The sequence below is a fragment of the Serratia sp. NFX21 genome, assembly GCF_048517035.1.
In the GTDB taxonomy this organism is placed as follows: domain Bacteria; phylum Pseudomonadota; class Gammaproteobacteria; order Enterobacterales; family Enterobacteriaceae; genus Serratia; species Serratia quinivorans.
In genome coordinates this window covers 2,966,933-2,991,662 of sequence record NZ_CP183196.1, presented here as the reverse complement: position 1 = coordinate 2,991,662, position 24,730 = coordinate 2,966,933, and the positions used below count along the sequence as shown (strand labels likewise).

General features: G+C 50.7%; 19 protein-coding genes. 17 read left to right on the top strand and 2 right to left on the bottom strand.

Features of this window, described 5'->3' with window-relative positions:
- Positions 1-39: 39 nt before the first annotated feature.
- From ACNT1W_RS14195 to ACNT1W_RS14185, 3 genes are all read left to right on the top strand, one after another.
- Complete coding sequence (locus ACNT1W_RS14195; protein ID WP_419245736.1) at positions 40-1,329, top strand: arsenic transporter; 1,290 nt, start codon at positions 40-42, stop codon at positions 1,327-1,329.
- Between the two features lie 12 nt (positions 1,330-1,341).
- Positions 1,342-1,773, top strand: coding sequence for a glutaredoxin-dependent arsenate reductase (gene arsC, locus ACNT1W_RS14190; protein WP_115184687.1), 432 nt, complete (start codon positions 1,342-1,344; stop codon positions 1,771-1,773).
- Between the two features lie 534 nt (positions 1,774-2,307).
- A complete protein-coding gene (locus ACNT1W_RS14185) occupies positions 2,308-3,777 on the top strand; it encodes an MAC/perforin domain-containing protein (RefSeq protein ID WP_115184688.1) in 1,470 nt (489 codons plus the stop codon).
- Between the two features lie 44 nt (positions 3,778-3,821).
- Here the strand turns inward: ACNT1W_RS14185 and ACNT1W_RS14180 are convergent, their stop codons facing one another.
- Complete coding sequence (locus tag ACNT1W_RS14180; protein WP_419245735.1) at positions 3,822-5,294, bottom strand: serralysin family metalloprotease; 1,473 nt, start codon at positions 5,292-5,294, stop codon at positions 3,822-3,824.
- Between the two features lie 309 nt (positions 5,295-5,603).
- On the opposite strand from ACNT1W_RS14180, the gene ACNT1W_RS14175 reads away from it, so the two are divergent.
- From ACNT1W_RS14175 to ACNT1W_RS14115, 13 genes are all read left to right on the top strand, one after another.
- A complete protein-coding gene (locus ACNT1W_RS14175) occupies positions 5,604-6,098 on the top strand; it encodes a TIGR00645 family protein (protein WP_012145114.1) in 495 nt (164 codons plus the stop codon).
- Between the two features lie 253 nt (positions 6,099-6,351).
- Positions 6,352-6,807, top strand: a complete 456-nt coding sequence (fabZ, locus tag ACNT1W_RS14170) for a 3-hydroxyacyl-ACP dehydratase FabZ (protein WP_012145113.1) — start codon at positions 6,352-6,354, stop codon at positions 6,805-6,807.
- A 36-nt stretch (positions 6,808-6,843) separates the two neighbouring features.
- Entirely contained in the window at positions 6,844-7,632 is a 789-nt protein-coding gene (locus ACNT1W_RS14165; protein WP_012145112.1) for a spermidine synthase, read from the top strand.
- A gap of 56 nt (positions 7,633-7,688) precedes the next feature.
- Positions 7,689-7,883 (top strand): ribbon-helix-helix protein, CopG family, encoded by a 195-nt coding sequence (locus ACNT1W_RS14160; RefSeq protein ID WP_012145111.1) that lies wholly within the window; start codon positions 7,689-7,691, stop codon positions 7,881-7,883.
- A 585-nt stretch (positions 7,884-8,468) separates the two neighbouring features.
- Complete coding sequence (locus tag ACNT1W_RS14155) at positions 8,469-8,993, top strand: hypothetical protein (RefSeq protein WP_041418562.1); 525 nt, start codon at positions 8,469-8,471, stop codon at positions 8,991-8,993.
- A gap of 89 nt (positions 8,994-9,082) precedes the next feature.
- On the top strand, positions 9,083-10,684 hold the full coding sequence (locus ACNT1W_RS14150) for a Hint domain-containing protein (RefSeq protein WP_419245734.1): 1,602 nt from the start codon (positions 9,083-9,085) through the stop codon (positions 10,682-10,684).
- Positions 10,685-10,687: 3 nt separating this feature from the next.
- A complete protein-coding gene (locus ACNT1W_RS14145) occupies positions 10,688-12,439 on the top strand; it encodes a hypothetical protein (RefSeq protein WP_419245733.1) in 1,752 nt (583 codons plus the stop codon).
- Entirely contained in the window at positions 12,436-13,860 is a 1,425-nt protein-coding gene (locus ACNT1W_RS14140) for a hypothetical protein (protein WP_419245732.1), read from the top strand. The genes ACNT1W_RS14145 and ACNT1W_RS14140 overlap by 4 nt, the downstream gene beginning before the upstream one ends.
- 21 nt (positions 13,861-13,881) lie before the next feature.
- Positions 13,882-16,023 carry a hypothetical protein gene (locus tag ACNT1W_RS14135; protein WP_419245731.1) on the top strand — a complete coding sequence of 714 codons (2,142 nt, stop codon included), beginning with the start codon at positions 13,882-13,884 and terminating at the stop codon, positions 16,021-16,023.
- Positions 16,024-16,088: 65 nt separating this feature from the next.
- Positions 16,089-17,924, top strand: a complete 1,836-nt coding sequence (locus tag ACNT1W_RS14130) for a hypothetical protein (RefSeq protein ID WP_017892804.1) — start codon at positions 16,089-16,091, stop codon at positions 17,922-17,924.
- Between the two features lie 9 nt (positions 17,925-17,933).
- On the top strand, positions 17,934-19,598 hold the full coding sequence (locus tag ACNT1W_RS14125; RefSeq protein WP_419245730.1) for a hypothetical protein: 1,665 nt from the start codon (positions 17,934-17,936) through the stop codon (positions 19,596-19,598).
- 10 nt (positions 19,599-19,608) lie between these two features.
- Positions 19,609-21,525 carry a hypothetical protein gene (locus tag ACNT1W_RS14120; protein ID WP_419245729.1) on the top strand — a complete coding sequence of 639 codons (1,917 nt, stop codon included), beginning with the start codon at positions 19,609-19,611 and terminating at the stop codon, positions 21,523-21,525.
- On the top strand, positions 21,506-22,927 hold the full coding sequence (locus ACNT1W_RS14115) for a hypothetical protein (protein ID WP_012145102.1): 1,422 nt from the start codon (positions 21,506-21,508) through the stop codon (positions 22,925-22,927). The genes ACNT1W_RS14120 and ACNT1W_RS14115 overlap by 20 nt, the downstream gene beginning before the upstream one ends.
- Positions 22,928-22,934: 7 nt before the next feature.
- On the opposite strand, the gene ACNT1W_RS14110 is transcribed toward ACNT1W_RS14115, so the two are convergent.
- Positions 22,935-23,552 (bottom strand): TetR/AcrR family transcriptional regulator, encoded by a 618-nt coding sequence (locus ACNT1W_RS14110; protein ID WP_115184695.1) that lies wholly within the window; start codon positions 23,550-23,552, stop codon positions 22,935-22,937.
- A 124-nt stretch (positions 23,553-23,676) separates the two neighbouring features.
- On the opposite strand from ACNT1W_RS14110, the gene ACNT1W_RS14105 reads away from it, so the two are divergent.
- Positions 23,677-24,696: an SDR family oxidoreductase gene (locus tag ACNT1W_RS14105; RefSeq protein ID WP_419245728.1), complete on the top strand. Its 1,020-nt coding sequence runs from the start codon at positions 23,677-23,679 to the stop codon at positions 24,694-24,696.
- The last annotated feature ends 34 nt before the right edge of the window (positions 24,697-24,730 follow it).

Sequence of the window (24,730 nt, the reverse complement as noted above, 5' to 3'; positions counted from 1 at the left end):
GGTAACACATTGCTTTAATCATATATAACGGAGTCTGATATGTTACTGGCAGGGAGTCTCTTTTTACTGACGCTGATTCTGGTCATCTGGCAACCCAGAGGGCTCAGCATTGGCTGGAGTGCGAGTCTAGGTGCCGTGCTGGCATTGGTCTGTGGTGTTATCCACCTTGATGACATTCCTGTTGTCTGGAATATCGTCTGGAATGCCACGGCAACCTTTATTGCGGTGATCATCATCAGCCTGCTGCTCGACGAGTCGGGCTTCTTTGAATGGGCCGCACTGCATGTTTCCCGCTGGGGCAAGGGACGAGGACGTTTGCTTTTCACCTGGATTATATTGCTGGGTGCGACGGTCGCCGCCTTGTTCGCCAACGATGGTGCAGCGCTTATCCTGACGCCAATCGTCATTGCCATGTTGCTCGCGCTGGGTTTCAGCCAAGGAACAACGCTGGCCTTCGTGATGGCAGCCGGATTTATCGCGGATACGGCCAGTTTGCCGCTTATCGTTTCAAACCTGGTGAATATTGTCTCTGCTGACTTTTTCCAGCTCGGTTTTACACAATACGCTTCGGTGATGATCCCGGTGGATATTGCCGCTATTGCCGCTACGCTGGTCATGCTGCACCTGTTTTTCCGCAAGGATATCCCGGCGACCTACGACGTAGCGCTATTGAAAACACCTGCCAGCGCCATTAAAGATCCGGCAACGTTTAAAGCCGGCTGGATCGTCCTTGTGCTGCTGCTGGTGGGTTTTTTCGTTCTTGAACCGTTAGGGCTCCCCGTCAGTGCCATTGCCGCAGCTGGCGCTGTCGTCCTGTTTGCCGTAGCGAAAAGAGGTCATGCCATTAATACCGGGAAAGTGTTGCGAGGGGCACCCTGGCAGATCGTTGTCTTCTCGCTGGGGATGTACCTGGTGGTCTACGGACTGCGGAATGCTGGGCTGACAGATTACCTTTCCGGTGTTCTCAATATACTGGCGGATAAAGGACTATGGGCTGCAACATTGGGCACCGGCCTCCTGACGGCATTGCTGTCGTCGGTCATGAATAATATGCCTACCGTACTGATTGGCGCATTGTCGATTGACGGCAGCACGGCCTCCGGTGTCATCAAAGAGGCGATGGTTTATGCCAACATCATAGGCTGCGATTTAGGCCCAAAAATCACGCCTATTGGCAGCCTCGCCACACTGCTGTGGCTCCATGTGCTTTCACAAAAAAATATGACGATCACCTGGGGATATTACTTCCGTACCGGCATCGTCATGACCCTGCCCGTTCTGTTTGTCACTCTGGCCGCGCTGGCGTTGCGGCTCTCCGTTACTTTCTAATGAGATACTGATATGAGCAACATTGTCATCTATCACAACCCGGCCTGTGGTACCTCACGTAACACGCTGGAGATGATCCGCAACAGCGGTAACGAACCGACGATTATTTATTATCTCGACACACCACCATCGCATGATGAACTGGTTCACCTTATTGCGGATATGGGAATTAGCGTCCGTGCGTTGCTGCGCAAAAACGTTGAACCCTATGAGCAGCTTGGCCTGGATAATGGAGTATTGACTGACGAGCAGCTGATTGAATTTATGCTTCAGTATCCGATCCTGATCAACCGCCCCATCGTCGTCACCCCCATGGGAACCCGATTGTGTCGCCCTTCCGAAGTGGTGTTGGAGATCCTTCCAGATCCGCAACAAACCGCATTCACCAAAGAAGACGGTGAAAAGGTAACCGACCAGGCAGGCAATAGAATCAAGCCAGATTGACATCCTCCCCGTCCTAAATGAACTGCCCCCCAAAAGGACGGGGTTTTACGGCACGCTGGATAATAAAGGGGTTAAAAGTTAAGGCATAACCGCCTGCGGCGGGAGCTATGACGCTATCAGAAGGTATATTATTCAGCAGCCATAATTCGTTATAATCCGCGCATATATATATATCATCAGGGAATTCGATCTTAACGATCTTAAAATAATATTGTGAAAAGCCTAGCCTTTGCTATTAATTAGATGTCACACAAAACACATTCGAAAATAAATCATCCCTTCGTTTGTTGAAAATAGATTAATTAATTGAAGCAACCAATTATTGGTTGTGCCAAACGTGTGGCATGCCTTTGAATTTACCACCTTAAACACACCACCATATAAATTAAAAATCAAAGGGAGATGAAGTTGCCATCCTATATATTTTTAATTTTTACAAATAAACCCGGAGGTGAAATATAACGTTAACTTTTCAACGCAAACAATTTAAATTATATTTTTCATGAGTTTAACCAAGCATTAAGAGGATTTAAAATGAAAATTGAATCATCCAAGGTTGAAGGTTTGTTTAGCTCATCTTTTACTCGTGTTAATGCTGTCCCTCTCCCGAGCGATACTTTACCCGGTGTAGGTATTATTGGTTGTGGCTACAATCCATTTTTAGCCTATGCAGATGCTTCTGCTGTCCTGCATCCTATTCTCGACTGGTCAAAATCTCAGTTTCACGAAATTACTATGAACGGCCAGCAATATCAATTACCTGATGTGCTTCAGGCGGTATGGCTCAGCAACCAGTCTTACGCATCGGTAACGGGGAAATCGCTCCAAAGCTATTTAACTGAATTGGCTAACAGTATTAAAGTAAGTGGTAACTATGGCTTTTTTAGTGCCTCAGCCACAAATGAATTTAGCGACAGTTCATTGAGAAAGTCAGAAAATGAGTTTAGTCGATGTCAGCAGTCATTTGACTTGTGGTCAATTAGTATCCCTGCCGATATTGCAAGGTTGCAAAACTATGTTTCAGATGATTTTATAAAACTGATTAATGCAATAAATCCAGAAAGTAAAGATTCATTAGCCACTGTATTCAACGTTTATGGCAGCCATGTTCTAATGAGTGGTGTTATGGGCGGGAAAGCTCACGTATCCGCCTCAGCAAACAAGTTAACACTCACCCAAAAATTTGAGATGAGTACGATTGTTCAGGCTAAATACGAACAACTAACATCACAACTTAGCGTCGAAGACAAACTTAAGTATTCAGAAGCCTTCGATAGTTTCAGCGAAAGCGGTAGTTACACATATGATATTCTAGGCGGTAGCCCTTCTTTAGGGGCGCTAGTTTTTAAAGCTAACTCGCAGGGTAGTAGTGACGATAATTTAAAAAGTTGGATACAGTCTATTTCCAGTATGCCGGTGTTGACCAAGTTCATAGACCAAACCTCGTTAATGCCTGTATGGCTATTGTGTGAAGACAAGACAAAAGCCGATGCATTAAAAAAATATTACGATAATACATGGTCAAAATCGCAGATGGCCGTTGCCAGTCTAAGAGCAAACTACATCGACGAGCTGACATTTGTCCTGGGTGACAACTCAGATATCCCAGCTCCAGTCGGATACACTAAAGTTCCGATTGATCTTAATTCTGATGCTGGGGGTAAATATGTCTATCTTTGCTATCATGAAGCGCAGTTCACGCCAGTAAATGGCAAACAGCCGATTGTTGATATCCAAGTGCTCTATGGTAGCCAGATGCCAGCGCCTGGATATATAAAAATTGATGTTGATTTGAATAGCGGTGCTGGCGGGGAATTTGTCTACCTTTCATACAAAAAGGGAGAACCAACGTCGTCCGATGTAATTAATAAAATCACCGCTGTATATGGAAAAAATGAGTACGTCCCAACCCCATATGGATATAAACAAATTAGCGGTGACCTTAATGCTGGAGCAGGCGGTGACTTTGTTTATCTCTGTACTTACCAAGGTGGTACAGAATAATAAAAGAGCGTTAAAAACGGTGGGTATAACCCACCGTGACTGATTTAAACAATAAAGTCAGTGGCCGTATTTGCTTGCCCGACAATATTAACCAGGAAATCCGGAGCCGCCTGGCCATTTATATTTAGCGCCAACTCACTTAAATTACTTTGTGAGTCATAGGTTAGCAATGCCTCCCCCGCCTGCCCGCTAAACGAGTCGACGAAATGAATAAAGCCTGCGCCATTGTCGCCATGATTAAAGAAGGACAGATCGATTTTGTCGATGCCGGTTTCAAAGTCCAGGATTTTATCCGGTGATTTTAACGGTGAATCACTCACCGCAGAGAAAACAAAGATATCTTTGCCGCTGCCACCGAATAACTGATCCTGCCCACCGCCACCGTAGATAACGTCATTACCCGCACCACCATGGATAATATTGGCCACATCATTGCCGACAATCACATCATTACCTGAACCACCAATGGCATTTTCAATCACAGCACCAACGGCGATGGAAACGTTGCCCTTCAACCCGCCGACGTCAGAGAAAGAGCCTTCCGTCAGATTGATGCGTTGGTTTTGCGTATAGCCCGAGAAATCAAGCGTATCATTGCCGCCGGCATCCCAGACGGAGAACACCAGCTTCTGGTTACTGTCCGTCAGCGTGTAGAAATCCCGCCCGGTATTAGAATTGAACCCGTACACCGTATCCCCGGTGCGCGTAGTGGTATTGGCGCCATAGAGATATTGAATAGCGGCAATATCGTCAACCAGCGGTGCGGCGGCAAAATGACCGCCGTTATCACCACCGGTAAGGGACTCATCCCAATAGCTCATTACGCTGAATTGGCGCGTATCCTCGGCGTAATTCGCCATGCTGTAGTTGGGTGGATTGTTTGCATCAGCATTATATTTTCCTGGATGATCCAGTCCCAACGTATGCCCCAGTTCATGGGTGATGCTCAAACGGCCATAGTTACCCAACTCCGGGTGCAGATTGGCGTAAACCCCATCCCGGGGATCCGCGTAATCGTAATTGATGTTGAACCAGCTTTGACCATCGGTATTATGCCCTCGATAGTCGTTACCCGCCCCGCTGAATGGCTTAATTGCATAGGCCTGGCCAGCACCCTCATAATTTCCGAAGGTAATATTGGACTTTTGATCCGGGGCAACTTCAACAAACGTAAGGTTAGCTACATCAGCCCAGGATTGCAGCGAAAGCTTGGCCTGGGCCTTTTGCTCTGCGGTAAAGGCGCTAAGGCCGGTATCTTGATTATTGGAGCCAAATCGGAAGTTTAAATTACTCTGATTATAATCCCAGTCAGGGAACGAATAAGTGACGGTGGCACCTTTGCCGGTGACATGAACGCCATTCCAGGTCTGCTCACTACGCGCTATTTGCTTGCCAGCCTCTTCCACACCAAAAGAAGGCTTATTATTGAGGGTTAAACCATTTCCTCTATTATGATAATTCAGCAAATCATTAACATCATCCCAACCGCTGGTCTTTCCATTTAGGGAATTGTCCATATCCATCTCCAGTAGGTTAATTCATTTCCGTTATATAGAAATAAAATTTCGATATATAGAATTACCGCAACATCATATCGCAGCATTTAAATGCTAGTATGATTTTCAGATACCTCAATATATTTTGATAAAATAATTTATGACGGAGTAATCATCTTTCAAATATCTAATTATCAGGGTGAATAACCCAATGACACCGACCAGTGATAATCCAGGGCTGCTCCCCTCAATCGAGCCAAGTCCGCTTGCCATTTGCCGGGCCTGTTGCGCTATACTGTGGCCCACTTTTTGTAACGAACTCAGTTGACTATGGAACGCTTTCTAGAAAATGCCATGTACGCCTCTCGCTGGCTACTTGCCCCGGTTTACTTCGGCCTGTCGCTGGCCTTGCTGGCGCTGTCGATAAAATTCTTCCAGGAGATCATCCATGTTCTGCCGAACATTTTCGCCATAGCCGAGGCGGATTTGGTTCTGACGCTGCTGTCGTTGATCGATATGGCGCTGGTAGGCGGACTTCTGGTAATGGTGATGTTCTCTGGCTACGAGAACTTTGTTTCGCAACTGGATATCAGCGACGACAAAGAAAAGTTGAGCTGGTTGGGCAAAATGGACTCCACTTCGTTGAAGAGCAAAGTGGCCGCGTCAATTGTCGCCATCTCTTCCATCCATCTGCTGCGGGTGTTTATGGATGCCAAAAACGTGCCGGACAATAAGCTGATGTGGTATGTGATCATCCACCTCACCTTTGTGCTTTCCGCCTTTGTAATGGGCTACCTCGATAAACTGACACGCGATAAAAAATGATCCTCCGTTAGCCGTCACCCTCTGCTGACGGCTAACCACTCTTCCGCTTAATCCTATTATTAATCAATAAATTGAATCGTATTTTAAACCCCCTCATTTAGTGACACTGTCACCAATTGATTTTTATCCGCTCATCTGCTCAATTTCACTTGGTGCATCCAATGATAATAACATTATAATGTTATTACACTTCGACAGGCACAGATGCCGGCACAAGCTGAGCTTTGTCCCGCTGACAGGACCCTAATCAATCATGCCGCTCAATGGTAAACCACTACAGTTTCAGGATGTTCAATCTATCCTGCCGCACCGCTTCCCCTGTCTGCTGGTTGACCGTATTCTGCCTGATGGCACCTCCGTTGCCGAAGGCCGCTTAAGTGCCATCAAAAATATCACTGCCAATGAACCGACCTTCTGGACTGGCCACCACCAGACCACGGTGTTTCCCGGCATATTAATGGTGGAGGCACTGGCACAAACCACCGGCTTGTTGGCGCATTACTTTCTCAGCCCGCTATTACCCGGCGAACATTACTATTTTGCCGCCATTCATCACGCTCGCTTCTATCGCTCGGCCCGGCCTGGCGATCAGCTTCGCATGGATGTCGCCTTTGTCCGACAGCGCTCCGGCCTTGCCCGCTTTACCGGTCGTGCTACGGTAAATGGCCGCCGCATCTGTACCGCCGAGTTTATGTGCGCTCGTAAGTAGAAGCGCCGTTTTTGATGGAGGCTTAAAGAAATAACTATGTCTATGGTTGATAAATTGCTCAATAGCCTGGATTTTTCTCCTCGCGGTCAGGTGATTGCTCGCGAGCAAGACCACTGCGGTGAAATTATTGTCTCTGACCACAAGGGCTACCGAACCCTGCGTTTTGACGGTATTTGCGAACAAAGCAAAATGTGCATCGATGCGCCACAGGTTCCGGTTCACAACTACATCAAAACCATGCTGATGGCCGTGGCCTGGCAGCCGCCTTCGGCGGTGCTGATCCTGGGATTGGGCGGCGGCGGCCTGGTACGGGCATTACATGCCTATGACCCCAATATGCTGCTGGAAGTGGTGGAACTGCGCGAAGCGGTGGTCTCTGTTGCGCAAAGTTATTTCACCTTACCCAGCGACGACACTGTTATCTTGCGCGTTGCTGACGCGGGCGATTTTTTACGTGCCCCCATAACCCGGCAGTATGATCTGATTTTTTCCGATCTCTACAGCGCCTTCAGCATGGATCCGCAACAGGGTACGCAAAGCTTTCTTCAGCGGTGTGCCGGACGGCTTTCACCACAAGGTTGGTTGGTGCTGAACTACCATGAAGTGCCCGATGAAGATTCACTGCTGTACCACAGTTTGCACCGGGTGTTTAACAGCGTGTTGTATTGTGTTGCCCCCAGCGGCAACGTGATTATCTATGCCGCATTAGCTGAAATCGAGACGCCGCTAAATCTGCTGCGTCGCCTTAGTGCCGAAGTCGGGCCGAGTTTTAACTGTGACCTCGGCTACCTGTCACGCAAGATTGAACGCTTGCACTTTAGCTAAGTCGGCATGGTCATTTCACTATTATCATTTGATTATTATTCTCTGGAGTCACCATCATGGAAAAGAAAACGGCGCGCCTGACCGTACTCATTGATCCTGACAAGAAAAAAGCGTTGGAAGAGCTGTGTTTGCAACAGGACGTCACCCCCTCCCAGGTGATCCGCCAGCTGATACGCGACTATCTGCACAAACACCAGGTAGAATATCCGAGCCAGCCGACGCATTCCAATCCGCGCGTGGATAATGCCTGAAGTCAGATGGCGCAAGACTCGCGCCATCTGTCATCGCTACAGTAATGCCAGGCATGAGTGATATCTGATGGCAACGATTCTGGAGTGTTCACCGGCGCCCATCTGGCGAGCACTTTGGCAAATCAGCGCCCCTTAATATCATTAGCAAGGTATAAATATCATTACCTAACTATTATGATGACTATTTCAACTGTTTAATTAGTTATTCACAACCTTTATGATTAAAGAAATTCCTACTGGTAAACTAATTTCACAGCTAATGATATGACCTATTTTAACAATACCTTCCCAACCCACATAACCTCTATGTGCAATTCATTGATTTGTTTTGTTTTATAAGTTCCATTAACAAAATAAATACAATTGACTGTTGTTTATTTGATTCTTTAAATAATTTTTCCATGGTTTTGTTAACGCCGTGATTTGCTTGATTATCTCGATCGCAACAAAAAAATACTTCATTTATTTTTAAGTGTCAGTTGATTTTTTAGTCGCCATTGCTATTGTTGAAGTTGAGTAATTCATCGCTCCCGACCCGAAAAGTAAATTCTATTTTTATACTCACAAATGTATAAGGATCAGATCATGCCCATTAAAAAATACGTCATTCTTGACAGCAATCCGGCTGCTGTTGGGAATGATGACTTTATTCTATTAGGTTTGAAAAATGAAGGTTTTGCCAGAGGTTGTCCGATGTTATTTGGCGGAACTGCAGATGCAAAAGACGGCCCGGTTGATGGCAAGAACTTTGCCTTAAACGTAATTAAAAGAGAAACCTGGGAAGAGACCCTGCACAATATCGAAGTTGAACAAGTCGTTCGCTATAAAGTTTTCCCCAATGATATTACTTTCTATACCAGCAAGGTATTTACCTTCAACGGAACAGTGAAGCTTGGTGGCGAATTCGCCTGGATACGCAAAGTTAGCAAAGGAAAACTAAAAGCCTATTTTAAAAACAAACCTTCTGCCACTAAAGATATGTTTGCTCAAGAACTGTATGCCATGACGTTGGATCCCCATATAGAACCTACCGATACTCAATTCGAAGAATATCTTGGTTCGGATACCCTGAGCGCCATTTACGCTTATTGCAAAGAAACCTGTAAATAAATCATTAATCGCTTAATTAGCTATGGTTTGGTTCATTGCCACCATCGCTTGCGCACGTTTATGTCTGAAACTTATTGGGTACTGATATTATGATCACTCAAGGTTATACGTCAGATGAGAAGACTATTGTTAAAAATGTCATCAGCAAATATAGCAATGCCGGCCTGTTTATTATTGAACCCGGCGATCCCTTGCTGGTCAGTTTTTACGATATTCAATTAAAACTTGCCGGTCTTACCCCGGGTAATACTCCGCAGTTTACTCAATGCTGGCAACAGGCAAAACGGCTTAAACTCAGTGCCGGCCGGTTGAGCGATGCCGGTAATGGCTCTGCTCAACCGGTATACAGCATTGTCCGGCTGGACTCTACCGACGGTCGAAATTATCGTGCCAATGCCATAGGTTCCCTGCCTGTCTCGGCGACTAACGTAACGCAGACCCTTGGGCTGTTTGACGGCGAAGCCGCCAATGTAGGGCCGGTTAACTACAACCAGGCCTATGTCTACGCCGCAGACTGCGCCCTGAGTGCCGATGGGGTTTATCCGGGTAGCCAGATTGCTGCAGATTATCCGGTCACGGTGATTTATACCTTTGCACAGACTATCGGTAACCAGACGGTGTACGGGGCAGAGATCATTACCAGCCAGAGTTATCCAAAAAACATCTATAATGAGTCACCGCGGAGTCTTATTAATCCAAATGAAATCAAGATCTGCCTGACCCGCGATGAGGCCGACTGTGACTACCGCAATAATTATGACGGTTCGGTCAGGGTGCCGATTAAAGGCAATATTACCTACCTGGGGCAAATTGAGCTCAACGGTGGTCAGCCTGTTAAAGCCAGCAATACCATTTATTTGATACGGACTCGTGCCGGCGGCGATCCTGTCACCCCTTTCGGTAACTACAATATTTTCAATTCAGCCAACACCAGAATTATTGGTGACAATATCTCCTGGGATCTGGACTGGCTCAGGTTCAATCAGGTTGACTTTGACTCCGGCGAGTGGATTTATTATGTATTCAAAGTCATTCTCAATGTCGATGGAAAAAGCATTGCGACCTTTATCACCAACGCACCTAAAAGCCTTGAGCCAGACCAGCGCTTCTTAAATACTGAGTTATTAAAACCCATGCGTATTGTTTATGGCTGCCTGGCTGAAAACACAAGAATTCTGATGCAGAGCGGTGGGGAAAAATTAATTTCAGACCTGGCTATCGGTGAATGTGTATTATCGAGAAACAATATTTCGCTCAGAATTGAAGCCATCACTAATGGCCAGGAGCGAAATTTCATTGAAATAACCACCCAGAACAGCAAAGGTAAAATAAGAACCATCACCAGCAGCCTTGGCCACCCTTTTATTACCTCAACCGGTGTAGTGATTGCTCGCGAATTGAATCACACCTCTAAATTAATCACCCTGGAGGGTGAGTGCGAAATTATAAGCATTGAGCAACAGCAAGGAGAACTGAAGGTATATAACCTGCAGCTGACGGCTGAAGCGCCCGTTGATAAAGGTCTGTACGATGACAACACCCTGTATGCCAACGGTATATTGGTCGGTGACCTCCAGATGCAACGTATCTATGAGGACGAATATTACCAGCGTCCGGTGAATATCCTGAGCAAACTGCCAAAAGAATGGCATCAGGATTATCAAAACCATCTCAACGCGGCGGGTAAATAACTCATGTATCAGGGCTACCCGGATTTTCAGCAGATTATCATTAGCGATCGGCTTAGGTTTATCGCTACCTATCAACAGAATGATAGCTATTTCTTATACCCGGACTCCGTCAGCATTCTGGTCGCGGAACCACTGGCTTTCTCGCTGGATATTGTTCGCAGCCCCAGCACCGACAGCATTTACGGTTGGCTGAATTTCACTACCGAACTGCAGTATGCCACAGGCCAAAGCCTGGTGAATTTCAAGCAGCAACACCCGGATAAAGCGGTGAAGGTGTTACCCGTATTACCAGGCAGCCTGGGGTTTGACGTCCCTATTGAGTATCACAGTGACCTGCGCGGACAAAGCTATGACGCCACCTGGTATTCGGCTCAGTGTATCCAGTTTATTATTTTGCTGAACTCGGCCAGCACCCAACTGATTGAGAAAACCCTGCTTGACGATACCATCGGCTTTAATGCCCGACTGGACGGTTTTGTTGAGGGGGTATCGCCGCGCATGGCGTATTCCGTCGAGTTTGATCCCCGCGCGCTGATGCTGGTGCTGGCCGACGGGGCCAAAGGCACGCATCTGGTTGACGATGACCGGGTAGCGTTTGACTATGACCTGCTGACGCAATATATCTACCAAAATCTCTCGCGGCTGCCGCTGCAAATCAGTCCCCCCTTGCCGGAGAATCATCCCGAGGAGAATCTGCTTTTCAGCCAGACATTGCTCGATCGGCTCTATAATTCGCTGGGTTCGCCCTACGCCGGTCCCGCCTCCAGCAATACGGCGATGATCGCCCTGCGGGTACCGGCGCAAGGCGGCCGGGTGATCTTTAAACTCGACTCGGTGGTGCTGAGCCAGCGCCCGCTGTGCTTTATTTTGGATCCTTTTGCCGCCGCACAGCAAATCGCCAGGGTCTCACCCGATAGCATTATTCACCGCACTACCGCCCCGCCAATTCCACAGGGTGAACGGGAGATAGACGTTTTCTACGCCTTCCCGCTGGGGTTGAAAAGCAATGTTTCTATCGATATCCAGCTTATCGTGCCGGCGGGGGATATTTACCCGCTGGAACAAAGCCAAACTCAGTTGCTGCGCCCCGACCAGAGCCGGTTGACCTTCCGTTTTTATACCAGCTCACTGGAGACCGAACCCTTCTTCTACCAAATCCGGGTTAATTATCCGCAGGAGGGTGGCTGGCGCATCCTGTACGGTGAACGACAATCGTGCGAACAACAGGCTCTGGTGCTCGATTACGCCGCGTTACCCTGCCAGTTCCTGACCATCAATATTGATCCGGGTTTTGCCCGGGAAAGCAGAATTGGCGGACTTTATCATTCTGCCGGCTGGCAGCAGGATTTGGCCTTAACCGCCGCCGCACCCTACTTCAGTTGCCCGATCCTCGGTGATGAAACCTATGCCGAAGCAACCGCCTATCAGCTTGCCGGCAGCGGCGTCGTGCCGCTGCCGATGCCAATTACCCAGCCCACCACCATCGGGGCTTACAGCTTCCCGCAGTTTGGCTCACAGCGAGCACGGATCACCGTCATTCTGCCCACTGAAATGCTTAAAGCCACGGTGCTCTTTCAACCCCAGGACACCGACCGCACTACGGAGCATACCTTCACCCACCAACAAAACTGTTTCGATTACTCGTGGACTGTCACTTCTATCTTTGCCTGCGGATTCCGCTACCAGACCCCTTCGGGCCAATGGTCGGCATATGTGACCGGCGATCAAACGATTGATATCAAAGGTGAAAAATGAACGCTGAAGATTTGAACCCTCAACAAACGCTACAGAACTTTTTCCTGCTTGGCCGAGCCTTCGCTTTCCACGACCAGACGCAACCGTCGGAGTGCTACACCTACGGCAGTTTTACTCCGCAGGTGGTGCTGGACGCTAAGGTCAGCGCGCTGCATTTGCTGACCAGCCCCGGTGGCGGTCTGGCGACCTTTATCGCGCCCAATCTGCCGGTGGATACCGCGGCGATTGAAGCCTATATCCGCCAGCATTTCATCCCGGCGCCGGGAAAAATAGCGCTGCAACAGGGCGACATTCGCCAGTCGCTGTTTCTGCGCTTTGTCCACCAGCCGGAGTCCGGCAGTTATAACGTCGAATTCGAACAGTCAAAAATGCCGCTGACCCATGCCGAAGCCGGTCTGCTGGACAACGCCATTCGCGGAGCAAAGAGCCAGGTTTATCTGGTGACCCACAGTCGGTTTAGCGTTAGCAGCCGCGTTGCAGCCAGGTTGGAAACCGACTGGGTGGCTTTTTTAACCCTGGCCTTTAACCAACAGGCGCGGCAACCGGAAGTTATCGCCGTTTTGCTTAATCAGCAGATCGACGCCGGGGTCATAACCCTGCTGGAACAGTTCGATAACGATCCTTCGCAACAGACCCGCGAACTGGTCAGAAACGCACTGGTGAATACCGCAGCGCTACTGGTCAGCAATACGCTGCGTAACATCCATTCCATCGATGAGATCCCCAGCAAGATCAGCTACGACGTCAGCTACAGCAATAGCGTGCCGCAACGCTATTTGCTGGTTCAGCAGCAGGATATTGCCGCCTTGCTTGGCCAACTGCCCGCCGACGGCATTATCACTTTTACGCCGACGCCGTTGCCCGAACCTACCCGGCCGGATAAGCCGATAAAACACCGCGAATGCGTGGTGAGTCTGGGGTTCAACCCCAAGAGTTTTAACATCATGTCGATCGAGCTGCGTTATGCCCAGTCGCAAACGCCGATGCAGTGGCCCAGCTTCCCTCCGGTCACCTTGAAAACCACAGAGGAGGTCAGCGTTATCACCCTCAAAGTGACGTTTTCCGATTACACCAGCTATGAAAGCCAACTCCGCTGGCAAGACACCCTGGCGCTCACCCCGCAAGACCTGGGTTTCTATAGCCTGCTGTTCGAGGCCGAACAACTGAAGGCAAAATTTAAGTCAATTAGCGGCACCGCCACTTATCAGCCGGCAGGTCAGGCAAAAAAACAAAACTTCAGCTTTTCGTTTGCCACCCAGCAGTGGCAGGCCAACTGGTGGATTAATGCCCATGCCAGCGGGTTAAACGGCCGCGTTGACTACCAATGGCAAGGAAAACTCGACTCGATATTCCCCAAAACCTACGACTCTGGCCCGCTACAGGCCAGCGCCAGCCCCGTCAAACTGCAATACAACAAGTGACATAAACAAGAGGAACGCCCTATGTTAACCACCGCTTTGCAGCAATCGGTCAAGATCGCCACGGATAAGTATCTGGGTATTAAGGAATATGCCTTTACCTGTTATGGCGACAGCATTGATAAGAATATTTACTATGTGGTGCCGGAGATCCCGGTGTTTGTCGCCAGGGATACCAAAAGCCCCTATTTCATGTTCTACAAGTATCGTAGTGAAGACACCCAGGGCGGCTATGCGCAATTTACCGTGATGCTGCCGCAGCCTGATTCGGAGATGAAGAAAAAGATCAGCATCGAGTTGCTCGGCAAGCTTAAAGATCCGCTGATCGCCAAATCCACCCTGATCGTCAAGTATGTTCAAGCCGAGCAGGCCTCGGTGGCCGACCCTGAAAATGCGACCAAAAAAACAGCCATGGATACCGCGTTGCGCAATACCGGTTTAAATGACGATCAGGCTGCCAGATTTGTCGCGTTATATGACAGCAACCAAGGCAATGACCAATTCGTGCCTGAATTGACGCCAATAGAAATCAAGCTGGAAGTCCCAAGACTCACCTCGGCACATGCTTCATTGATTCTGGACAGCAACGAGAAATTCTATCGCCAAATCCCCACCACGGTGTCGCCATCAGGCCTGGGGGATAACAATACCGTTTTCAGCCTTTCACTCACAGGCGAAGGCGCCACCCTGTTCGAACAGGTGTTGAAAGGCACCGATACCAACTCCAGCGTAGGCATTCGCTTCGATTTCAGTCTGGATGCTTCCCTGCCGGCGGCCAAAGTTACGGTCAGCTACGACAGTGAAATCACCAAATCGGTGACGCAAAACATCACCTACCACACCTGGTCGGCCGATGAGAAAAAGATTGAACGCGAATATATCGAAAAAGGCGCGATCAAGGTCGATGTTCAGACCGGGCTCTCTTACGAAGAAATGGGCATGACCGAGGACCAATACCTCAAATGGAAAGAGGGGCTAACCGCTTGGGGACAAAAACAGGTAGAGCAGATTTTGAGTAGCCAAACCGGGCTGGACATGAGCCTCGAATTGCTTAACGACGCCGACGGCTTTGATAAATTCAAATCCAGCCTCAGCGAAACCAAAAGTTTTACCCGCGTCTATGAAGAAAACTCGGTGGTCTCTTTCTCCATCGCCCCTCAGACCCAGTTGCCGTCTATCCAATCCATCGTCGGCGAAGAGAATCTGAAAGATTACTTCAAAGAGTACGATCTCAACGATCCTTTCTATCAGTACATTCAGCCCGAGTTTTTTGTCACTCAGGATCTGGCGAAGTACAACGTGGCCAATATCGTGGTGACCGCCATCTACGACAAAGACAATCAGAGCACTCTGCAGTTTTCCCCTGGCGACAGCGAACCGAAGAAAACCGGCAAATGGTTTATCAACCCCGAGCTGGGCCGGGCATTTAGATACTCCTATACCGTCAATTTCACCGGTATGCAGGCCAAGCCCTATCACTCTGGCGAACTTCAGAGCGATCAGGATTTGGTTATCTCCATCAACGTGGCCGAATGCGGCATCGTTTATGCCGACATTTCCACGCTGCTCGATCCTATGGGATGGAAAGTCTTCAGCCAGGTGGTGATCAAAACGCAATATTCCGATCCGGATAAGGGCGTCAAAATCAAAACCGACAGCCAGGTAGTCAGTGAGTCTACGCCTCCTCACCCCTTTATTTACCCGATTGGTGTTGATGTGGATAAGCCGATTTATTTCTCCACCGATTACTATGCCCTGGATGGTGACAGCCTGACCTACATCCCCGACGGCGTTGAGACCAGCCCGCAGCTACCGGGTTATGGGCTGATCCGTGGCCACCAGATCCTGGTCGCCAATGCCCTGCCGAAAGCGCAGAAGTACACCATTATCTTCAAGCCAAGCCAGAAGGAGATCACGCTGATCACCTATGAAATGGTGGTGTATTACCCGAAATGGGACTTTACGCAATCCCAATCCCTTGCCCTGACCGAGTTTGATTCTAAATCCCTCACCCAGTATCTGACCTTCAATCTGATGCAGGCTGAAAAAGACAACAAGGTGGAGATCCATTACATCGCTACGGTGTATTACGGCGAAGATAACCAGGAAAAAACCGTTGAGAAGGAAGTGACAGGAACCAGCACCATTGTGGTGGTGACTTTCTGATGCGTTGAGCCCCCAGGGCAAAGCTTCTTTGCCCTGGATCACCTTCATCAAATGGGAAGGTCGCTATGAACACTCAGGTCGTAGTGCAGAACATCTGTTTTATCCGGGCCGACCCGGACAGGCCCATTTATTATTATTGCGCGGCCGCACCGGGCATTAGCGTTATTAACGGTGACCAACCGGCAGTCCAGCTACAGATATTCAGGAACAGCAGCCAACCGGCCACGGTTTACTATGCCATGCTGTCGTTGCAAACCCAGTTAACCAGCAGCCCCGAAGCGGCACGGGTGGCGGCAGCGGCCAGCCCCGACATGCCGCGCGACGCGGTATTATTACCCATGCAGGCGATCGCTTGCAGCGCCACGCTGAACATTCCCGGCTTTATCGATGGCCAAACCAGCAAGACCTCACTGAGCGACCAACAAAACTGTTATCTGTTGGCCAAATTACCGGCTGATGCGGATATCGCTCTGCTGGCCAGCCTGATGGCGACCCCCGCCACTGCGCCCATCACCATCAGCTACAAAATTGACTATCTGCTGCAGTTGCCGCCAGCCACCTTTGAGCTGGAAGCCCGTTGGGATCAGGTTTATCAATTTCTGCAACAGTCGGTCGGTTTCAATCTGCTGATTTTTTCCGTCGATATCGAGGAAACCTCATCGCAGTTAATCAGCAAGAAAGTGGTGACTATCAAAGTCAGGGACACCGACCCCGATGGGCACTTCAAGCAGGCGGTGGCCGAGTTGACGCAGATCCTGACCGGCGAGTTCTTTACCCCGGTGTTTGCCGAAGTGCCGCAGCAAGACAAGCCCAGGGCCGGTTTTTATCTGCAAAGACTGTCGGTAGAAGATATTGATCAGCGGCGTTTAAGCGGCAAGCTGAGCGAAACCACGGTGGTCAAACGTTCGCTTTATCCGCAGGCACTGTTTGCCGAACTGGTCGCCGGCACCGACTATCAGGCCGACCGGGTGATCAGCCAAAGTGACCTGCAGGATGACTTTTTCGCCCACCGTGAAGTTCGGGTCAGCCTGCTGTCAGACGAACTGGACGTTAACGTCCAATTGGTCATGGTGCGCCTGCGCTATGGCTCGGACAGCAAGCAATACACCTTTCGCCTGGGCGATATCGGGCCGAAGCTATTCAGGTCACCGAGTATTACCGATCCTGAAACCGGCAAAATGCTGTGGCCGGTCGAATATAGCTTCACCGTCTATCTCAATCAGGCCGTGGGCGGCGTGAGATCGGTCAGTTCCAGCGTAATGCAAACCGAACTGAACGATGTTTATCTGGATATTGAGTCGGTCTACGGCCGCTACGATTTTGTCATTGAGGCCGCCAGCCTGTTCGACTGGCGTTGGTACCAGTCGGTGTTGGTCACCCTGCGCTGCCGCCATATTGGACAGCCGGTAGCCAGCCTGACGAAAAGCTTTCAGATTAGCCAGACGACGCAGCAGGACAGCTACCCGGTGATGCTGCCCAACCCGGATCAGTATTTGTTTGACGTCACCAAGGAATACAGCAGCGCCGTTAACTCGCCCCATATCTCTGTGCTGTTAAACGAGCCGACCAGCCAGGATGTGTACCTGGTCTCCAGCCTGTATCACCAGCGGGTGTTGATGATTGCCGCCAACATGGACTGGCAACAGGTGGCGTCGGTGCTGGTTTCTGCCAATTATGCCTATTTGCCCGGCGATGACGCCCCACCTCTGCAGCAAATTTTTCAGTTTACCGCAGCCGATGCCGCCCCTCAGCGTTTTAGTGCCGACCAAATCGACCCCGAACGACGTAGTGTCGATCTGGAGATTTGGTTTACCTACCAACCGGACCAAGGCGGGGATAAGCCCGATTACGTCCAAACCGCAACCGTTCAAGACGATATCGATATCGCCAACCTCATTTAAGGAACCATCATGTTATTACTCAGAGCAAGAACTGCCACAATCAACAACATCACCTTCTTTGCCGACGACTCCGATGACAAGCAGTTCTGGTATTTGCCCGGTGATATCCATATCGCAGAAAAAGACGGGAAACCCGTTTTTTCATTGATCAAATACACCGGCGACGGCAGCGATCAGCAAGGGGGTTACATCAACTTCGAGGTCAATACCTCGATCGATGCCGCCGAGCTGGACGCCGCATTTAACGAATACCTGCGTAAACTCAAAGTTGACCCGAAAACCGCCCGCAAGGCTCAGGTGCCGTATGACAAAGGTACGGTAAATTTCTTCGTGCTTGACGTCGGCAGCAATGCCAACGGTGAGTTGATCAGCGCGCAGTGCCCCAGCCTGTTTGGCAACAATAGTGCCATTTTCAGCGCCAAACTGACGCCACAGCAGGCGGTGATCCTGGAGGCGGCCTTTAACCAGGCGCAGGCACCGGCGGCCGTGGCCTATAACCTCAGCTTTACCGGTATCACCCCGGCGTTAAAAGTTGAAGTCGAGGCCAAGTTTGAAAGCATCTACAAAGAGTTCGATGTTAAATTTGGCGCCAATATCCCGATCCCGGTGGAAACCCCGGCCAGTTTTTGGCTGGGCTTTGACAGCGTAATCAAAAAACTGCAGCAGGATCAGAAGTTGATCATCAAGGTCACCGAGAGCATGCCGAGCGAGGAGGAAGCCAAAGAGAAAGAATGGGCGCTGCAGTTTGTCAAAGAGGAGATCCTGAAAAGCTTCTTCACCGCATCGCTCAAACCCAATGATGACAGCAATACCCAGGCCAAATCAGCCAGCGACTCCATCCTGGAATCTCTGCTCGCCAGCGGCAAAGAAGACGGCGAAGAAGGCGGCAAAGGCGGGCTGTTCCCCAGCGCCTCGCTGGAAATAAAACTGGTGCGCATCGAAGAAACCAAAAGCCTGAACTTCAACTACACCTCATCAAAAGCCCTCAGTCAGTCGGCGGTGCCGCAAAACTTTATCGGCAGCGACATTCTGCGAGCCAAAAAAGAGCCGCCTTATTTTATTGAAGTTAACGTTAACGATCCCTTCTTCCAGAAAATCGATTTTACCGTGCTGGGGCCGGACGGTTTTGCCGAATACGGCATTAAGGCCGCTACCTTCAAAATCGAATATAACAAACAGATTTATACGCCGACCGAGGCGTTCACGGCTGATGATGAGAAATGGGGCAAGGTCATCTCCCGCAGCCCGGATATCAATGAACGTTTTGTGATCCACAGCGAGTATGCCTTCAAGTCTGCAGCCACCACCGGCTGGGAAGGCAGCAGCAGCTACCAGCCGCGGTCGGTTTCGGCTTCTACCCTGCTGAATTTGGATCCCGGCGCGGTGCTGACCTTCAACGAGATTTCCATCTTCCTCGACCGGAAATTCTCCTGGGAGAATTACAATCAGGTGATCGTCGAACTGACCTACCTGGACGACAAAAAGAGCCGAAAAATCAAGAAATACTCGTTTAATCCGGATAAAACCGAGGAACAGACCTTTAAGTATCGCTGTCTGACCGAGCAGCCCTGGACGGTCGATTACAAAATCACTTATCTGCTGGTCGGTGGTGACAGTGTCACGCATGATGGCAGCGAGAATCCGCCGGCCATTGTTATTCCAGCCGTGGCATAGGTCATTGACGATGGCCGAACGCAATACGATATTACCAGCGGCATGGAACGCCCTGGTAAGCGCCCTGTGTCAGGAGGCGCCCTATTTACGCCGCTCACTGGTGCCCGAAATCACCCGTTTTAGCCAGGCACGCCAGGCTTCAGGCTGCTTGTCCGCGGCCTTTAACACCAGCCTGTTAGGGTATAACGGCTGTCCACTGGAGTTCACCGTTTCATCGTCAAAACCGCAGGCACTTTCCTGCACGCTGGACCCTTTTTTGCCACGCTATGCCGAAAATCGTGGGATTGAGGCTTTTTATCGGCACTACCAACAGATCACGGATTCACCCGCGCAGGACGATGCAGAGGCCTGTTTGGCCAGCGTCAGCCAGATGCAGCGCCAGGCGGTCCACCCCCTGCGGTTTGGCTCTTGGCTGGGACGCAAATATAGCCCGGAGACGGTTAAAACCAAGGTCTACTCCGAGGTACCGCCCGACGGTGCGGTGGAGGTGGTCTGGCCTGATTACCCTGCCGCGGCCTGCCAGCAGGCCGGTTTGTCACTACTGATGCTGGGTTATTACCCACAACAGGTCGACTCGCCGCGTGAATATTACTTTCAGTGGCACAGTGCGCTAATCACTGAGGCTGATATTGCGGCAGTCATGGCCTTTTTTGACTATGAAGGGCTATTTCCGGCGTTGGCACCCCTGCTGGAGCGCGCCCGGCAACAAACCCTGAGTCGCGAAGGTTTTCCACCCACCACCTACGGTTTTAGCCTGGTCTATAGCCCCGGTGGTGAACTGGAAAGCTTCACGCTGTTTTCCATGGCGGCCAGTTTCTTTGGTGATAACCTGCGGGTGTTCCCCGCGGTACAAGCCTTGTTGACGCAAAGTGGCCAAGCCATGCCCTTGTTGCAAGGCGTCATGACCGCGCAGGTTCCCCTGCAATTCAACGTGGTGGGTTTTTCGGTGGATATGCAGGGCCGTCATGCCATCAGCTGTACTTTCAGCCCGCAAAATACCCACTTCGAAGTGCAGCCGCAGCAACCGATTTCATCCGCCAGCAATAATAATGAGGGTGCCAGTTTAAGCGCCTTACTGAGTCAACAGTGTGCCAGCGGCGCCTTTGCCGCCCATGTCAGAACCCCGGACGGACGCTGGCATCTGGATGAAAACGCCTTTGTTACCGCGCAGGTGCTACGCACCCTGGATCACACCCCGCAGACCGAGCCTTATATCGAGAAAGCGCTCGATTTTTTAATCGCCTGTGAAACCCGCCCGTGCCATTTCAGCTTTTGGCCACGCACTGCCCATCCGCAATGGATGGCGAACCAGAGTATCTGCGCCGACATTGACGACACCGCGATTATCACCGAATTGCTGTACAAGTTTGGGCGCATTTCACTGTCACAGGTCGGGGAGACGATTTCGCACATGAACGGCTATCAGCTACGCCGGGTCGATCCCCGTCAGGCCGCCGAGCAGCATCAGTGGGCGGAGTGCCAAAGTTTTCACACCTGGATGAAAGATGACAATGACATTCGCCAACTGGATTGCTGCGTGAACACCAACGCGCTGATCCTGCTCCACGCCCTGGTGAGCGGCAGCGACGCCGTGTTACCGGCTTACCGACGCATTATTCAGATGCTGAATCAGGCGCTGCAGTGGAGTGACCACCGTTACGATCGGCTCAGTTCGCTAACGCCCTATTACGCTCACCCCAACGAATGGCGCATTGCCCTGGAGTACGCCAGGCTGGCGGGGATCCCGCAACTCACGCCGCTGATTGACGCATTGGCCCACTGGCAGTGGCCCGCCGGCCAGTTGGAAAGCCCGCTGTACCGTCGGCACGACGGGCGCTTTCTCTGGACCTCCTCCTGCCTGAACCAATTCAGAACTTTGGCCCAAACCGAACGCACTGAGGATAGCCATGAATACCTTTCTCAATGACCTGGTGACACTAAACCAAATTATTCTGCTCAATGCCCGTGAGCAATTTCCTGACGTTGAGGGTAAACAGCTACGCTACCGGGCGGCAGCGCCAATGCGAGAGGATGACCTGACCGCGGAGGTCTGCACCGAAATCGTTTCAGGGGAAACCCGCTACCAGATTGCCACCAGCACCGACGGCACCAGCTGGCGCATGCAACTGGACTTTGCCCTGAATCACTCTATCCCGCAGATTCCCTATGTGGTGCTGAGCTACACCCGCTTTGGCAGCGTCGAAGAGATGATTTTTGACCAGGTATTGCTGACCCCACAGGAGAATCGCTATCAGGCACAGCTGGATCTGTACAAGCTGGAGCAACGCGACGCCTTGCTGCAGGCCTTGTCGGATTACGATGCGCAAACCACGCTGGTGGTAGCAGTCAAAACCGAGCACGGCCTCACCAACACCGTCACCGACCCAAAAGTATTCTACTTTGCCGAAAACTATTATCCGTATATTTATCAGGGCATTGTGCCGCCACCGCCGCGCCTGCAGCTGATCCTCACGCCATTGCAGTACCAGCAACTCTGGTATAACTACTATCAGGACTACGTGCGCAAGAATTACCTTTATTACCTGCCGGATACCTTCCTGCTGGGCACGGATACCGATGGCAAGCCAATGCTGTCGATATCCTTCTCCGCCGACGATCACGCTACCTCGTTGGGGGATATCAAAGTGACCTTTGACTACTTCCTGTCGCCCAAGGTCAATCAGGGCCGCATTGCCGATGCCACGGCACAGTTTTCACAAATGCAGCCGGACGCCCGGCTGGCGCCTTTCGCCAATGCGGACTCACTGGTGTTGCAGTTGGCGTTACCCGAAGGCAAAACCGAGGAGAAAAATGCGCTGATCAACCTGCAAAGCGGCATTGTCGATTCATTCACGCTGCCCGCCCAGCAGTTCGCGTTGATCTGGGACGCGTTATTCGATCGTTCGCCGCAAAACCTGTTGCTGAAAGGCTATCTGGCGGTGCAGTTTATCGGTTTTAACCCGGATAACCTGCCGGTGATACTGGCGCTGGATGCCAAATATCAGAGTAAAGTACGTGACTTTATCAAACAGACGGCACCGGTCGACATCTACAAAACCATTGAATTCAGAAGCGACAGCGGAGCTTACGATCCCTCTGGGCCGCGACCTATCAAACGCATTTTGGTGAATATCGATAACCAAACCGTTGAGTTAAACAGGGAGCACCCTAATCATGACGTCACGGTCAAGGTCTCGGCATTGGATCTGATCCTCAACCCGGATAAAAAGCTGATTTATCATTACGACCTGCAGGTTTTCTACGTCGATGGCGGCATGACGCCCTACTACGATAAAACTTCCAGCTTTGAGATCATTTACGTGCCGTGAAGAGCGATCAGTCTGCTGTTGGCATCCACAGCAGACTGCGCAAAAACAACATAATCAACCGGCCCGAGGGATCAGCCCCCCCATGGGTACGTTGCAAAGCCAACCCGTGCGCCATCGCCATAAAAGCCGCCGCCAGCTCATGGGGTTCCGCGGGCGGCGTCTTACCCACCTGCTTAAACAACGAGGCTATCACCACGCCAATTTTTGCCTGATGGGTATCCCAGACCTTTTGATACTCGATGGCGAAGGCCGGGCTGCGCTGCGCATGCAGTTGCAGCTCTATCGACAGCATGCACCAGTCCACCTCCAGATTCAGGGTCGCCGACCAGGCCTCCAGCGCCGCAACGACCTGCTCCGGACTGCCCATATCACTCTGGGTCAGGCGGGTGAGCTGTGCCGCCTCGGTTTCCATATGCCGCTGCAACAGTTGCAACAGCAGATCCTCCTTGGAGGCGAAATTGGAATAGAACGCCCCCTGTGAATAGCCAGCCTCGCTGGCAATATCACGGATCGAAGTGCCGCCATAACCGCCGACAATAAATAATTGGCGAGCGGTTTCAATCAGCCGTTCTCTGGTCTGATGTTGGCTCTCCTCACGGGTTAATCGTTTTTTGATCGTTTTCATCTGTATCAACTTTACGCGGATTGTCACTACTCTATAAGCATTCAAGATATCACTTGATATTTTAAACCTCTACCACTAGATTTGGATATCACTTGAACTTTGAAATTCACTTAAGATTTTAATCATGATGAAAATAGAAACGGCATTTGTCACCGGCGCGACCGGTTTGCTCGGTAATAATCTGGTGCGTGAGTTGATCTCTCGGGGTGCCAGGGTCAAAGCTCTGGTTCGTTCCACGGAAAAAGGTCGCCAGCAGTTCGGGGGGATCGAAGGCGTTGAATTAATCGCAGGCGATATGACTGACGTCGCCGCCTTCGCTGAACACCTGCAAGGCTGCGACATCTTGTTCCATACCGCGGCCTACTTCCGTGATAATTACAAGGGCGGTAGCCATTGGCCGAAGCTGAAAGCCATCAACGTCGAGGGTACCAGACATCTGCTGGAACAGGCTTACCATGCAGGATTACGTCGTTTTATCCATACCTCATCTATCGCCGTGCTCAACGGCGAACCGGGCCAGTCGATCGATGAAACCTGTTTACGGCGGCCCGAAGACGCCGATGATTACTACCGCAGTAAAATACTGGCGGATGACGTGGTTTTGGAATTCCTGCGGCAGCATCCAGAAATGAACGGCAGCCTGATCTTGCCGGGCTGGATGTGGGGGCCGGGCGATCTTGGCCCCACCTCTTCCGGTCAGTTGGCCAATGACGTGATGCAGGGGAAATTACCGGGACTGGTGACGGGCAGTTTTTCTGTGGTTGATGCACGAGATGTGGCAATAGCCATGATACTGGCGGCAGAGCGAGGCCAACGAGGTGAACGTTATTTGGCCGCAGGGCAACACATGACCATGCACCAGTTGGTCCCCATGCTGGGGGATATTGCCGGTGTCAAAAACCCCACCCGCACGTTGCCACTGCCGTTACTCTACCTGCTGGCGACGCTACAGGAGGCCTACGCCCGCCTCAGTGGCAAACCGGTGTTGCTCAGCCTGGCCACGGTGCGTCTGATGGTAAAAGAGGCCAACCGTTCTCATTTCAATCACGCCAAAAGTGAACGTAACCTGGGGCTGACATTCCGACCACTGGAACAAACGCTTCAGGATACCGTTGCCTGGCTGCGTAATAACAGGCCAACCTAATCCCCCGGCCAAGGGGAAACAGGGTTCCCCAGCC